This window comes from Streptomyces vulcanius (genome assembly GCF_042653945.1).
GTDB lineage: Bacteria > Actinomycetota > Actinomycetes > Streptomycetales > Streptomycetaceae > Streptomyces > Streptomyces mangrovi.
Window position 1 is genome coordinate 25,888 of the sequence record NZ_JBHSFK010000055.1, and the last position, 13,292, is coordinate 39,179.

Annotated in this window: 13 protein-coding genes; 5 read left to right on the top strand and 8 right to left on the bottom strand. The window is 71.5% G+C overall.

Features of this window, described 5'->3' with window-relative positions; all coding sequences use genetic code 11:
- Positions 1-85: 85 nt before the first annotated feature.
- The 5 genes from ACFPIH_RS49610 (at position 86) to ACFPIH_RS49630 (ending at position 4,779) form a co-directional block, all read left to right on the top strand.
- A complete protein-coding gene (locus ACFPIH_RS49610) occupies positions 86-865 on the top strand; it encodes an ABC transporter ATP-binding protein (RefSeq protein WP_381185880.1) in 780 nt (259 codons plus the stop codon).
- On the top strand, positions 847-2,166 hold the full coding sequence (locus ACFPIH_RS49615) for a hypothetical protein (protein WP_381185877.1): 1,320 nt from the start codon (positions 847-849) through the stop codon (positions 2,164-2,166). Before ACFPIH_RS49610 ends, ACFPIH_RS49615 begins: the two co-directional genes overlap by 19 nt.
- A gap of 100 nt (positions 2,167-2,266) precedes the next feature.
- Entirely contained in the window at positions 2,267-2,686 is a 420-nt protein-coding gene (locus tag ACFPIH_RS49620) for a VOC family protein (RefSeq protein ID WP_381185874.1), read from the top strand.
- 560 nt (positions 2,687-3,246) lie between these two features.
- Positions 3,247-3,891 (top strand): LOG family protein, encoded by a 645-nt coding sequence (locus ACFPIH_RS49625; protein WP_385879080.1) that lies wholly within the window; start codon positions 3,247-3,249, stop codon positions 3,889-3,891.
- Positions 3,892-4,053: 162 nt separating this feature from the next.
- A complete protein-coding gene (locus ACFPIH_RS49630; protein WP_381185872.1) occupies positions 4,054-4,779 on the top strand; it encodes an LAETG motif-containing sortase-dependent surface protein in 726 nt (241 codons plus the stop codon).
- Between the two features lie 47 nt (positions 4,780-4,826).
- Here the strand turns inward: ACFPIH_RS49630 and ACFPIH_RS49635 are convergent, their stop codons facing one another.
- The 8 genes from ACFPIH_RS49635 to frr all read right to left on the bottom strand — a co-directional run bounded on the left by ACFPIH_RS49635 (position 4,827) and on the right by frr (position 13,177).
- Complete coding sequence (locus ACFPIH_RS49635; RefSeq protein WP_381185869.1) at positions 4,827-5,624, bottom strand: maleylpyruvate isomerase N-terminal domain-containing protein; 798 nt, start codon at positions 5,622-5,624, stop codon at positions 4,827-4,829.
- 10 nt (positions 5,625-5,634) lie between these two features.
- On the bottom strand, positions 5,635-6,672 hold the full coding sequence (locus tag ACFPIH_RS49640) for an ABC transporter ATP-binding protein (protein ID WP_381185866.1): 1,038 nt from the start codon (positions 6,670-6,672) through the stop codon (positions 5,635-5,637).
- The gene (locus tag ACFPIH_RS49645) at positions 6,672-8,342 is read right to left on the bottom strand and encodes an ABC transporter permease (RefSeq protein WP_381185863.1); all 1,671 of its coding nucleotides are present in this window, start codon (positions 8,340-8,342) and stop codon (positions 6,672-6,674) included. Before ACFPIH_RS49645 ends, ACFPIH_RS49640 begins: the two co-directional genes overlap by 1 nt.
- Positions 8,318-9,403 (bottom strand): thiamine ABC transporter substrate-binding protein, encoded by a 1,086-nt coding sequence (locus tag ACFPIH_RS49650; RefSeq protein ID WP_381185860.1) that lies wholly within the window; start codon positions 9,401-9,403, stop codon positions 8,318-8,320. The genes ACFPIH_RS49645 and ACFPIH_RS49650 overlap by 25 nt, the downstream gene beginning before the upstream one ends.
- 220 nt (positions 9,404-9,623) lie before the next feature.
- A complete protein-coding gene (gene rlmN, locus ACFPIH_RS49655) occupies positions 9,624-10,730 on the bottom strand; it encodes a dual-specificity RNA methyltransferase RlmN (protein ID WP_381185857.1) in 1,107 nt (368 codons plus the stop codon).
- 58 nt (positions 10,731-10,788) lie between these two features.
- Positions 10,789-11,241 (bottom strand): SRPBCC family protein, encoded by a 453-nt coding sequence (locus ACFPIH_RS49660; RefSeq protein ID WP_381185854.1) that lies wholly within the window; start codon positions 11,239-11,241, stop codon positions 10,789-10,791.
- Positions 11,242-11,357: 116 nt separating this feature from the next.
- Positions 11,358-12,620: a phosphatidate cytidylyltransferase gene (locus ACFPIH_RS49665; RefSeq protein WP_381185851.1), complete on the bottom strand. Its 1,263-nt coding sequence runs from the start codon at positions 12,618-12,620 to the stop codon at positions 11,358-11,360.
- The gene (frr, locus tag ACFPIH_RS49670) at positions 12,620-13,177 is read right to left on the bottom strand and encodes a ribosome recycling factor (RefSeq protein ID WP_381185848.1); all 558 of its coding nucleotides are present in this window, start codon (positions 13,175-13,177) and stop codon (positions 12,620-12,622) included. The genes ACFPIH_RS49665 and frr overlap by 1 nt, the downstream gene beginning before the upstream one ends.
- Positions 13,178-13,292 lie beyond the last annotated feature (115 nt).

Sequence of the window (13,292 nt, forward strand, 5' to 3'; positions counted from 1 at the left end):
GATCGGCCCTGCCTTCGTTCCCCCTTCGTTCCCCCGGACGGGGGACCGGCAAGGAACTCACGGATCTGAACCGAGGTGTACGCCAATGGAGGCCCCGCCGGACAACAACGTGCTCTGGGCACGCTCCCTGCACTTCACGCACCGCGACGGCTCCCCCGCGCTCGGCGGTGTCTCGCTGGGCGTACGGGAGAGCGAGATCCTCGCCGTCAGCGGCCCGCGCGGCAGCGGCAAGACGACCCTGCTGCACTGTCTGTCCGGACTGGTGCCCGCCCAGCACGGCGAGGTCTGGTTCAACAGCATGCCCGTCCACACCATGGGTCCGGCGGCCCGCGAGCGGCTGCGCCGGAACCGCTTCGGCTGGATCGACCCGGTCCCGGTGCTGGTCCCTGAGCTGAACGTCTGGGAGAACGCGGCCCTCCCCCTGATGCTGCGGGGCACCAGCCGCCGCCGGGCCAAGGCCGCCGCGATGGAGTGGCTGGAGCGCCTCGACGTCGGCGACAGGGCCCACAGCCGCCCGCACGAGCTCACCCAGGCGGAACGCCAGCGGGTCTGCATCACACGTGCGCTGGCCCCCGCCCCCTCCATCCTCTTCGCCGACGAGCCGACGGCCCCCCTGCACCGCGCCGACCGTGCCCATGTCCTGCGCACCCTGACCACGGCCGCCCGCTCCCACGGCATCACCGTCGTCCTGGCCACCCACGAGGCGGAGACGGCGGCCCTCGCCGACCGCAAGGTGGAGCTCCTGGACGGCCGCCGCGTCAACACCGTCCACCTCCCGCCGGTCGTCGAGCCGGAAGGCCCAGGGGAAAACGAACCGGAAGGCCAAGCGGAAAGCCAGGGGACCGCATGCTCGCTCTCCGTCTGACCCGCAGCGCCCACCCGGCCGTCCAGCTGCGCCGCCTCGCGGTGGCGACCGCCTCGGCGGCCACCGGGTTCCTCCTGCTCTCCACCCTCGGCCACGCCCTGGCCCACCCGGAGTCCTCGACGGCCTCCGTCCTCCGCCTCATCTGGTGCGCGGTCCCCCTCGCGGCGACGGTCCACCTCGCCCTCGCCGTCGCCCGCACCGACCCGGGCACCCGCCCCCGCCCCGGCCTGGCGGCGATCGGCCTGGGCCCGGCCCGCCTGATGGCCGTATCGGCGATGACGACAGCCCTCTCGACCCTCCTCGGCTCCGCCCTCTCCCTCCTCCTCTTCCTCCATCTCCGCGGCGACCTGACGGGCATGCCCTTCGACGGCGCCGCGGAGGACTTCCTGGCAGCCGACCACCCCCTCCCCCTCCCGGCCGCCCTGACCCTGCTCGCCCTGGTCCCGGTGACGGCATCGACCGGCGTCGCCCTGATGCTCCGCCCGAGAGACGCCCGCCTGGCAGACAGGACGGCCCCCCGGCCCGCGGGCAATCGTGCCTCCCCCAGTGCCCGAAAGGCATCGGGGGACCCCCGGGCGGCACGGGTGGGCGCTGGGGGTCCCCCCTCTGGGGGAGGCACCCCGCAAGCGCAGACGAGCGAGCCCACCGCCCCGGCCGACAGCGCGCCAGAAACACAGCCGCACCGCCCCAACCCCACCGCCCTCCCCTGGGGAGCCGCCCTCCTGGCCACCGGCCTCGCCGTGGAGGGCTACGCCAGCCGAACAGCGCCCACCCCCGCCGGAGGCACCGTCACCCTCCCCACCGGCCTTCCCACCGCCCCCACCGCCGTCCTCCTCGGCTGGATCCTCACCGCCCTCGGCCTCGCCCTGGCCGGCCCCGGCCTCACCCACCTCTGCGGCCGTCTGCTGCAAGCAGTCCGCCCCGGCGCCCTCCGCCTCCTCGCGGGGCGCGGCCTGATGGAGGAGGCGTCCCGCGTCGGCCGCCCCCTGGGCGTGGTCTGCGCGGTGGCGTCGGGCGCGTACACGGTGGCCGCCCTGTACGACACGAACGACCCCTCCTCCGGCCCCCTCACCACCCTCGGCGCCGTGGTCGTCGCCGGCTGCACGGTGGCCACGCTCCTCACCGCCGCCGTGGAGGCGAGGCAGGCCCGCGCCGGCACCACCGCCGCGCTGCTCCGCCTGGGCGCCCCCGGTCGCACCCTGCGCACGGCCGCCGCACTGCGCACCGGCGCGCTCCTCACCCTGTTCGTCCCGCTGACCCTGGTGGTGGCCGAGCTCGCCGCGCTCCCCCTCAGCCGCTGACACAGCCGTACGAAAAAAGATCCACGGCCACCGATGACTTCCGCGCGGCCCCCCGGTCTACCCCACCGAACAGCACGACACCACCCGATGGGAGACCCCGATGACCACCCCCGCCCACCAGCAGATGATCTTCGTCAACCTCCCCGTGAACGACCTCGACGCCTCGAAGAAGTTTTTCACGGAGCTCGGCTACACGCTCAACCCCCAGTTCAGCGACGACAACGCGGCCTCGGTCGTGATCAGCGACACGATCGTCGCGATGCTGCTCACGAAGCCGTTCTACGCGACCTTCACCAAGAAGGAGATCGCGGACGCCACGAAGACCAGCGAGGTCCTGATCGCCCTGAGCGCGGAGAGCCGCGAGAAGGTCGACGAGCTGGTCGACCGCGCCCTCGCCCTCGGCGGCTCGACCGCCGGCCAGACGCAGGACATGGGCTTCATGTACGGCCGCTCGTTCAACGACCTCGACGGCCACACCTGGGAGGTCATCTGGATGGATCCGTCGGCCGTCGAGAGCTGACACACCCCCGACCCACGGGTGCCTAGCATGGGCGGGTGCATCCGACGACACCCGCCCAGCCGTTCGACGGTTCCCACGGCCATGAACACGGCCATGAACACGGCCGTCACCACGACCGTGAGATCGAGTGCCTCGCCGAGTTCGACGAGGTGGTCCGCGACCACGGCACGCTCTCCCACTTCCGCGTCCAGTCCGTCGACCTGACGGACCGTACGGACGCCCTCCGCGCCCTGGACACCTCGGGAGCCGTCTTCCTCGGCTGCCCGATGACCCCGGAGGCCGCCGCCAAGTCCCGGGCCTCCGGCGCGCTGGTCCTGCCGCCCGTACCGGGCCTGTCCTTCGACCCGTACCGCGGCTACGTCTACACCCCGGACGAGTTGTTCGCCTCCCTCGACGAGGACGAGGGCTACCCGGCGACCCCCGACGCCCGGACCTACGCGTGGTTCCAGCAGACCAAGTCCGACGGCGACATATTCGGCTCGATGCTCCGCGCGATCCACGACGACGCCGTCTCCGACGCCCTGGACGAACTCCTCGCCGGTGCCCGGGTGGTGGGCGTCATGGGCGGCCACGCGATGGCGCGCGGCACGGAGGCGTACGCCGGCGCCGCCCGGCTCGGCCGTGAACTCGCCCGCGCGGGGCTCATGGTGGCGACCGGCGGCGGACCCGGCGCGATGGAGGCGGCCAACCTCGGCGCGTACGCCGCCCCGTTCGACGACGAGATGCTGACCAAGGCCCTGGACATCCTCGCGAAGGCGCCCGGTTTCACCCCGTCGATCACCGACTGGGCGCGGGCCGCCTTCGAGGTGCGCGGCCGGTGGCCCGGCGGCAGCCCGTCCGTGGGCATCCCCACCTGGTTCTACGGCCACGAGCCGCCGAACCCGTTCGCCGCGCACCTCGCCAAGTACTTCTCCAACGCCACCCGCGAGGACGGCCTGCTGGCCCGCTGCAACGCCGGTGTGGTGTTCCTGCCGGGCGCCGCCGGGACCGTACAGGAGATCTTCGACAACGCGACGCCGAACTACTACCGGTCGCGCGGTGAGCCGACGCCGATGGTGCTCGTGGACCGGGAGCACTGGACCGAACGGCTGCCCGCCTGGCCGCTCTTGCGGTCACTCGCCCGAGAGCGGTCGATGGAGTCCCGTATCGCCCTCGTTGACCGGATCGAGGAGGCGCCGGAGGCATTGAAACGTCTCGGTGGTTAACGAGGAGGTAAAGTCAAGGTCCAGGATGCGTCCTCGCATTGACACTGCTTATGGAACGCTTATAGACCTGTGAGCCTGCTGGGGATGGTGTCACCCTCCGCGTCACCGGGGGCGCCATCTTCCCCTCAACCCCCCGCAGTTGCGCACCCCGTAAGGACAAACGTGTCCCTTTCCCGCCGTACCGCCGCCCGTCCGGTGCGCGTCCTCGGTGTCATCGCCGCCTCCGCCGCCCTCGCGTTCAGTGCCTCCGGCACCGCGCTGGCCTGCGAGATAGGTGACTTCTCCGCCGCTGCTGCCTGCGACGGCGCCAAGGGCGTCATCACCGTCAAAGACACCGACGTGACCGGCGTCCCCGCGGTCATAAGCGTCTTCCTCGAGAACAACGGCGCCGACCTGCGCAAGGTCGGTGAGGAGACGGTCGAGGGCACCAAGGACGGTGCCGTCGTCACCTTCTCCGAGGACTGGGAGCCGAACGCCGTCTACCGGATCCACATCACGGCCACCAAGGGCAAGAAGACCCTCGTCGACGCCGACATCGAGCCCAACCTGACCACCCCGTCCGCGGCCTGCACGACCGACGTCGAGACGGTCACCCCGTCCGCCCCTGCGTCGGACTCGCAGACCCCGACCGACGACGCCTCCACCCCGTCCGACGAGTCCACCTCGCCGGCCCCGACCAGCACCTCCGACGACAGCGGCAGCGACTCCACGCCCGCGCCGGCCTCGAGCGACAACGCCCCGTCGCCCGCTGTCCAGGAGTCCAACCTCGCCGAGACCGGCGCCGGCTCCAGCACCGGTCTGATCGCCGGCCTCGCCGCCCTGCTCGTCGTCATCGGCGGCGGCGCGGTGTTCTTCGGCATGCGCCGCCGCGGCTCCAGCAACCGCTGACCCGCGGTGAGTGGCCCGCCCCCACCCGGGGGTGGGCCACTCACGCGTCAGCCGAAGACCGTCGTGTCCAGCCATTCCTCCAGCACCGCGCGCTCACCCAGGACCTCCAGGCCCGGGGCGTCCACCGGCAGCCGGCGGTAGAAGGCGAGCATGACGGAGGTGAGCGGCCCGCGCAGCGCGACCGTCGCCTTCTCGTGCCCCCGCCGCCAGCCGACCCCCTCCTCGCCGATCTCGACGAGCCACTCGGCCTCGATCCCGTCGGGCGCGTCCGTGGCGTGCAGATGAATGCTGCGGTACGGCCCCCGCAGCCGGTCCGCCCGCTCGGTCATCCGCCGGCGCTGGGCCAGCTCCACGATCTCCAGCCACTCGTCCACCGCGTCGGCGGCCACGTCCGCCGCCACGTCGTACGGCACTCCCGCGGCGAGTTCGGCGTCCGCGCGGTGGACGGTGATCTCGTGGGTCATCCGACGGGCCCAGAAGCCGGAGTCGGACCGCTCCGCCCACGACCACACCTTGGTGTCGGGCCCCGCCTCCCGCAGCGTGCCGACGAGCATACGGCCGGTCTCCGCGAGCCAGGCATCCAGCGCGGCCGGGTCCCCCTCGCCGTCCGGACCGGCGTGGCCGGGCACGTCCCCGTCCGGGAGCATCTGCTGGCCCCGGGTCCTGACCAGGGCCTCCACCCAGCGCAGGGCTCCCCCTTGATGCCGCACCAGCTGCTCCAGCGTCCAGTCCGGGCAGGTCGGCACGGTGGCCGACAGGTCCGTCCCGGAGGTCACGAGCGTCCTCAACCTGCCCACCTGGTCGGCGATTTCGTCGCAGTACCGGTCATGCGCGAGAAGGGTCATGCCGAGCACCCTAGGGCTGTACCGGGCCATCCAGCACGACGATTTCCGCCGCGTCGAAGGCCACCCCGACCGTGTCCCCCACCTCCGGCGCGTCCCGCAGCGCGCAGGCCGCCTCCAGCCTCGGCGCGCTCTGCGGCTGGAGCTGGACGGCGACATGGGTGCCCTTGAAGGTGCGGGCGGCGACCGTGCAGCGCAGGCCCTCGTCGGGGGCGGCCAGGCGTACGCCGGCGGGCCTCACCAGCAGCGCGCGCGGGCCCTGCGGGGAGCCGTCCGGCACCGGCACCTTGCCCCACGGGGTGATCGCGACCCCGTCGGTCACGGTCGCCTCCACCACGTTGTCGAAGCCGAGGAAGCGGGCCACGAAGGCGTCCGCGGGGCGCTGCCACACCTCAAGTGGCGTACCGGACTGGGCGATCCGCCCGTCCCGCATCACCACCACCCGGTCGGCCAGCGCGAACGCCTCACCCTGGTCGTGGGTGACGGCGAGCACGGTGGTGCCCAACCGCCCGAACAGCTCCCGCAGTTCGACGACCAGCCGCTCCCGCAGCGAGCGGTCGAGCTGTCCGAGCGGCTCGTCGAGCATCAGCAGCCGGGGCCGGGGCGCGAGGGCGCGGGCCAGCGCGACCCGCTGCTGCTCACCGCCGGACAGCGCGGCGACGGCCCGCCGCTCGGCGCCCGGCAGCCCGACGAGCTCCAGCAACTCCCGTACGCGCTCTCCCTGTTGTGCTCTGGCGACCCCGCGCATACGCAGCCCGAAGGCGACATTGCCGCCCACGTCCCGCTGCGGGAACAGCTGATGGTCCTGGAACATCAGCCCGAGCTCCCGTTTGTGCGCGGGCACCCGCGCCTGGTCGCGCCCGTCGAGCAACACCCGCCCGGAGTCCATGACTTGCAGCCCGGCGACCGCCCGCAACAACGTCGACTTGCCGCTGCCGCTGGGCCCGAGCACACACACCACCTCGTGCTCGGCGACGCCCAGATCGACGGCGTCGAGCACGGCCCGCCCGCCGAAGCGCACGGTGGCGCAGTCCAGTTCGAGAAGCGGCATCAGAACTCCCCCGTCCGGTCGGTCCGCAGCCGCTCGAGCACCAGCAGGGCCACCGCGCACACCAGCATCAGAATCGTCGACAGAGCCATCGCCTGCCCGTAGTTGAGCTCCCCGGCCCGCCCGAGCAGCTTCGCCACCGCGACCGGCAGCGTCGGGTTGTCGGGCCGCGCGATGAACACCGTCGCCCCGAACTCCCCCAGCGACACGGCGAAGGCGAACCCCGCCGCGACGAGCAGCGCCCGCCGCACCATCGGCAGGTCCACCTCCCGCCACACCCGCCACGGCGACGCCCCCAGCACCGCCGCCGCCTCCCGCAGCCGCCCGTCCACCGCCCGCAGCACGGGCAGCATGGTCCGTACGACGAAGGGGACCCCGACCAGCGCCTGGGCGAGCGGAACGAGGATCCAGCTGCTGCGCAGGTTCAGCGGCGGCTCGTCGAGAGCGATCAGGAACCCGAAGCCGACGGTCACCGCCGACACTCCCAGCGGCAGCATCAGCAGCGCGTCGAAGCCGCGCACGAGCCGGCCCGCGTCCCGCCGGGCGAGGGCGGTCGCGGCGAGCCCGCCGATCACCACCGCGATTCCGGTGGCGGCAAGGGCGTACTCCAGGGAGTTGCCGATCGCCTCGATCGGCGGGACGAGGAAGACATTGCCGTCGTCACTGGTCAGCGCCCGGTAGTAGGCGAAGTCCGGCGCGTCGAGGGAGCGCCGCACCAGTACCGCGAGCGGCAGCACCAGCAGCACGGCGATGCTCGCCAGCACCCCGGCCAGCAGCGCCCACTGCCCGGCCCCGCGCGGTCGCCGCGCCGTGACGCCCGCGTCGACCAGCCGCAGCGCGGCCTCCCGCCGCCGTACGGTCCACGCGTGGACGGCGAGGATCGCGCCGACGGCCACGAACTGGACGATGGTCAGCACGGCGGCCGTGGACAGGTCGAAGGTCTCGGTGGTCTGCCGGTAGATCTCCACTTCGAGGGTGGAGAAGGTGGGCCCGCCGAGGATCTGCACCACACCGAAGGAGGTGAAGGTGAACAGGAACACCATCAGCGCGGCGGCGGCCACGGCGGGCCCGAGCGCGGGCAGCGTGACGGACGTCCAGGCCCTCAGCCGTGACGCGCCCAGCATCCGCGCGGCCTCCTCCTGCCGGGGATCGAGCTGCGCCCACAGCCCGCCCACGGTCCGCACCACGACCGCGTAGTTGAAGAAGACATGCGCCAGCAGGATCGCCCACACGGTGGTGTCAAGGCGTACGCCCCACAGCTCGTCGAGGAGCCCGCCGCGCCCGACGAGCGCGAGGAACGCCGTCCCGACGACGACCGTCGGCAGCACGAACGGCACGGTGACCACGGCCCGCAGCACCTGCCTGCCCGGGAAGTCCAGCCGCGCGAGGACATACGCCCCCGGGAGCGCGACCAGCAGCGTGAGCGCGGTGGAGGCGAGCGCCTGCCAGGTGGTGAACCACAGCACGTGCCGGATGTCGGACTGCGCCACCACCTCCCACAGCCGCCCGAGCCGCCACACCCCGTCGATCTTCAGCCCGCGCGCGACGATCGCGGCGACGGGGTAGGCGAAGAAGATCCCGAAGAACGCGACGGGCAGGACGAGGAGCCCCAGCCGCGCCGCGTTCCCGGGCCCGTGCCGGCGGGTGGCTACTTGAGTACGAGCGAGGTCCACGACTTGACCCACTGGTCGCGGTCGGCGGCGATCTTCGCCGGGTCCATGGTCTCGGGATCCTTGGCGGCGGGACCGTACTCGGTGAACTCGGCGGGCACGGCGGCGCCCTCGATCACCGGGTAGACGAACATGTTGAGCGGCATGTCCTCCTGGAACTCCTTGCCGATCAGGAAGTCGATCAGCGCCTTGCCGCCCGCGCTGTTGCGCGCGTTGCTGAGCAGCCCGGCGAACTCGATCTGCCGGAAGCAGGTGCCGTCGGCGACCCCGGTCGGGGCCGTGCTGGGCTTCGGGTCGCCGTAGATCACCTCGGCGGGCGGGGAGGAGGCGTACGACACGACGAGCGGCCGGTCGGCCTTGGCCTTCTTGCCCCCGGCCGATCCGCTGAACTCCTCGTTGTAGGCCTGCTCCCAGCCGTCGACCACCTTCACGCCGTTGGCCTTGAGCTTCTTCCAGTAGCCCTCCCAGCCGCCGTCGCCGTACTTGGCCGCCGTGCCGAGCAGGAAGCCGAGGCCGGGCGAGGAGGTGGCGGCGTTCTCCGTGACGAGGAGGTTCTTGTAGGCGGGCTTGATCAGATCGTCGTAGGACGTGGGCGGGGCCAGCTTGTGGTCGGCGAAGTACTTCTTGTCGTAGTTGACGCAGATGTCGCCGTAGTCGATGGGGGTCACCCGGTGCTTGCCGGCGTCGAGCTGGTACGCGCTGCCGACCTGGTCGAGCCCCTTGGCCTCGTACGGCTGGAACAGGCCGTTGTCGAGGGCGCGGGACAGAAGGGTGTTGTCGACGCCGAAGAAGACGTCGCCCTGGGGGTTGTCCTTGGTGAGGATGGCCTTGTTGACGGCCTGCCCGGCGTCGCCGTCCGTGAGGACCTTGACCTTGTACCCGGACGACTTCTCGAAGTCGGCGAGCACGTTCTTGGAGACGGCCCACGAGTCGTGGCTGACGAGGGTGACGGTCTTGGAGCTCTTGGAGCCCGCGTCGGTGGTGGAATCGTTCGACGATCCGCACGCGGACAGCGCGACGAGGCCGAGCCCCGCGGCCACGGCCACGAACGTCTTGGTGTGCACTGGATTGTCCTCCTGGAGTTGACCAGGAAGAGACGCGGCCCCGCCCGGACTCCCCGGGCGGGGCACAACAGCTTGAGCGGTGACCGAACTTCCTACCCAGAATGACCTGGGCAAGGTTCAGAGGGTCTGCGGCCTGGTGCCGCACTCTCAGCGCTGTGGCGCTCCCCTGTCGGAATATGAAGATGTACAGATCTATGGATGTACTGGTCCTGAGGTCAGACTACCTCTCGGTGGCCGCGAGCTGTCCACAGGCCCCGTCGATCTCCTGACCGCGGGTGTCCCGGACGGTCACCGGTACCCCGTGGGCGGCGATGGCCTCGACGAACGCCTTCTCGTCCTCGGGCCGGGAGGCGGTCCACTTGGAGCCGGGCGTCGGGTTCAGCGGGATGAGATTGACGTGCACGGGCTTGCCCTTGAGCAGCCGCCCGAGCCGGTCCCCACGCCACGCCTGGTCGTTGATGTCCCTGATCAGCGCGTACTCGATCGACAGCCGCCGCCCGGACCTCTCCACGTAGTCGAACCCGGCGTCGAGCACCTCGCGCACCTTCCACCGCGTGTTCACGGGGACGAGGGTGTCGCGCAGCTCGTCGTCCGGCGCGTGCAGGGAGATCGCGAGCCGGCACTTGAAGCCCTCGTCGGCGAACCGGTGGATGGCGGGCACGAGCCCCACGGTCGACACCGTGATCCCGCGCTGCGAAAGCCCCAGTCCGTCCGGCGCGGGATCGGTGAGCGCGCGGATGGCGGTGACGACCCGCTTGTAGTTGGCGAGCGGCTCGCCCATCCCCATGAAGACGATGTTCGACAGCCGCGCCGGCCCGCCCGGGACATCCCCGTCCCGCAGCGCGCGCATCCCGTCGACGATCTGGTGCACGATCTCGGCCGTCGACAGATTCCGGTCCAGCCCGGCCTGCCCGGTGGCACAGAACGGGCAGTTCATCCCGCACCCCGCCTGCGAGCTGATGCACATCGTCACCCGGTCCGGGTAGCGCATCAGCACCGACTCCACGAGCGTGCCGTCGAACAGCCGCCACAGCGTCTTGCGGGTGGTGCCCTCGTCGGTCGACAGATGCCGTACGACGGTCATCAGCTCGGGCAGCAGCGCATCGCGCAGCTTGTCGCGCGACCCGGCGGGAATGTCCGTCCACTCCGCCGGGTCGTGCGCGTACCGCGCGAAGTAGTGCTGCGACAGCTGCTTGGCACGGAACGGCTTCTCACCGATCTCCGCGACGGCCTCCTTCCGCTCGACAGGCGAAAGATCGGCAAGATGCCGCGGCGGCTTCTTGGCTCCGCGGGGGGCTATGAACGTCAATTCTCCGGGCTTAGGCATGGCCGTACCAGTGTCGCAGATCCACCCGGGTGCCCCCGCCCGACGGTTGGGACCTGTCCTAGGCCGTCCCCTCGTGCTCCAGCCGTCGCTTCAGCATCCGCTCGTTGACCGGCAGTTCCCTGCGGGCCTGGGAGCGGACGACCAGGGAGACGAGGACCTTGCCGATGCCCTTGCCCTCGAAGTCGAGTTCCATGGTCACGCGGGAGCGGCGGCCTTCGTCGAGCGGGGTGATCTCGCCGTGGAACCGGCCGCGGACGGGGCCGTCGACGCCCTGCATGGCCCAGGCGTGCGGGGGGTCGTACTCGGTGTACTCCATCGTCGTCGGTACCTCCCGGCGGCCGACGTGCCGGGTGACGCGCAGCCGGGAGCCGACATGGGGCGGCCCGTCGTCGAGCGGTTCGGCCGAGACCGCACTGGCCTGCCACTCGGGCAGCCGGGCGGGGTCGACGGCGTACGCCCACACGTCCTCGGGACTGCGGTCGACGACGATCGTTTCACGGAAGCCGGACATGGTGCCCGCCCCCTTCCACGAGGTGCTCTGCCTGCCATGCTCCCACCACGCCACCCGGGCTTCCACGCCAGTGGGCCCCGCCCTGGAACAGGACGGGGCCCACCGGCTTACGTCTGTCAGGCGGACCCGACGAACAACACGAACAGCGCCCACACCACCGGCGCCGTAGGCAGAAGGCTGTCCAGCCGGTCCATGATGCCGCCATGGCCCGGGAGCAGGGTGCCCATGTCCTTGATGCCGAGGTCGCGCTTGATCATGGACTCGCCGAGGTCGCCCAGCGTGGCGCTCGCGGCGACCGCGAGGCCGAGCAGCAGACCCTGCCACCAGGTGCCGTCGTCGATCAGGAACTGCATGCACAGCGCGCCCACGACCATCGCGAACGACAGCGCGCCCAGCAGGCCCTCGCGGGTCTTGCCGGGGCTGATGCGCGGGGCGAGCTTGTGCCGGCCGAAGCGCCAGCCGACGGCGTACGCGCCGGTGTCGCTGACGACCGTGAGCAGCAGGAACGTCAGAACGCGCTGCGCACCGTCGTCCGCGGTGAGCATCAGCGCGACGAACGTGGCGAGGAACGGCACGTAGAAAACGGCGAAGACACCGGCCGTGACGTCCTTGAGGTATCCCTCCGGCGGTTCCGTCATCCGCCAGACCAGGACCGCGAGGCCGGTCAGCGCCGTGGCGACCCAGGCGCCGTCGGGCCCCCGGGCGTACCCGGCGACGACCATCGCCGCACCGCCGACCGCGAGCGGCACGAGCGGCGCCTTGATGCCCTTGCGCTCCTGCAGCCTGCTGGTCAGCTCCCAGAGGCCGACGACGACGGCGACCGCTATCACCCCGACGAACACGGCCTTGACGACGAGCAGCGACGCGACGATCACGACTCCGAGCCCGATCGCGACCCCTATGGCCGCACCCAGGTCTCGGCCCGCACTCTTCTTCTGAGGTGCGGGCGCCGGCTGCGGGGCGTCGGGCATGGGCTCCGGATTCTGCGGCACCGCCGCATGGGGCTGTGCCGACGGGGTGTCGTGGCGGAACGTCTCCGCACGAGGCGCCTCGTTGCCGTACGCCTCGTGACGAAACGCTTCGTGACGAAACTCCTCGTCGCGGTACGTGTCGTCGCGGAACGGGGGGCCGCCCGGCCGAGTGGCCCCCCGGTCGTCATCCTGGTTTCCGCCGTGTGCGGGTACGTCGGGGACGATGGGCATGGGGCGAGTCTGCTGCGCCTCAGGCGCATCGTACGCGGGACCCGCCGGGGCAGCCCCCTGTACAGGCCCCTGCTCGGTGGGCCCCCAGTACCCGGACGATGCCCCGGAGTGCGGCCCGGACTGTGCCCCGGCATGCGACCCGGCTCGCGGCGGAGAGCCCCAGGAAGAGTCGTTCATCAGACTTCGAGCAGCTCGGCTTCCTTGTGCTTGAGGAGCTCGTCCACCTGGGCGACGTACTTCGCGGTGGTGTCGTCGAGCTCCTTCTCCGCGCGCCGGCCCTCGTCCTCGCCGACCTCGCCGTCCTTGACGAGCTTGTCGATCGCGTCCTTGGCCTTGCGGCGCACGGCGCGGATCGACACCTTGGCGTCCTCCGCCTTGGTCTTGGCGACCTTGATGTAGTCCCGGCGGCGCTCCTCGGTGAGCTCCGGGAACACCACTCGGATGATGTTGCCGTCGTTGCTCGGGTTGACGCCCAGGTCGGAGTCGCGGATGGCCTGCTCGATGTTGCGCAGGGCCGTCTTGTCGAACGGGGTCACTACCGCCATGCGGGGCTCCGGCACGGAGAACGAAGCCAGCTGGTTGATCGGCGTAGGCGCGCCGTAGTAGTCGGCCACGATCTTGTTGAACATCGCCGGGTGCGCACGGCCGGTGCGGATCGCGGCGAAGTCCTCCTTGGCGACCACGACGGCCTTCTCCATCTTCTCCTCGGCCTCGAGGAGGGTCTCTTCGATCACCACTTGCTCCTGCGTGTCTTGAGTAAGGCCCGGCTGCGGTTCCCTGTCGGTGGCGGCGGCCGGCTGCGTCGCGTCTTCTTCCTGCACGGTTCCCGACCGTCAGGACATTGTCCAT